General features: G+C 64.4%; 1 protein-coding gene. It reads right to left on the bottom strand.

All coding sequences use genetic code 11. From position 1 onward, the window contains the following. Positions 1-549 (bottom strand): trimeric intracellular cation channel family protein (locus AC1DX0_RS36940; protein ID WP_477359625.1); only part of this gene is annotated, 549 nt, incomplete at its 3' end. Between the last annotated feature and the right edge of the window lie 2 nt (positions 550-551).

Genomic DNA, 551 nt, shown 5'->3' with positions numbered 1-551 from the left:
GCCGCGCACCAGGAAAGCCGCGGCAAAGCCGGCGAGGCCTGAGGCGAGTGGTGGCAGCCCGGCGAGATCGCCAAGCGTAAACAGCGCAGCACCGGCAAGCGCCGCACTGACATAGATCTCGGGTCTCAGCAGCACCGATGGCTCGCCGGCCAGGATATCCCTAAGAATGCCGCCGAAGGTGGCTGTGAGCATGCCGGTGATGACCGACACAACAGGCGAACCGGTGATGGCCAAGCCCTTGGCGGCGCCCATCACCGAGAACGCGGCGAGGCCGACGGCATCGAGCCAGAGCAGCAATTTGTAGCGGGATTCGACACGGTGGGCGCTAAAGAAGACCAGCACGGCAACCACTGCGCAGATCAGCACATAATCGCGGTTGGCGACCCAGAACACCGGCAAAGTGAGGATGACGTCGCGAAACGTGCCGCCGCCGATGCCGGTGACGCTGGCCAGGAACAGAAAACCGATAATGTCGAGCTGCTTGCGCGAGGCGGCAAGCGCACCCGTCGCCGCGAAGACGGCGACACCGGCATAGTCGAGAAGCTCGATCG

It is taken from the genome of Mesorhizobium sp. P3_A9 (genome assembly GCF_056402975.1).
The sequence above is the reverse complement of the archived record's forward strand: the minus strand, read 5'-3'. Positions and strand labels throughout refer to the sequence as shown.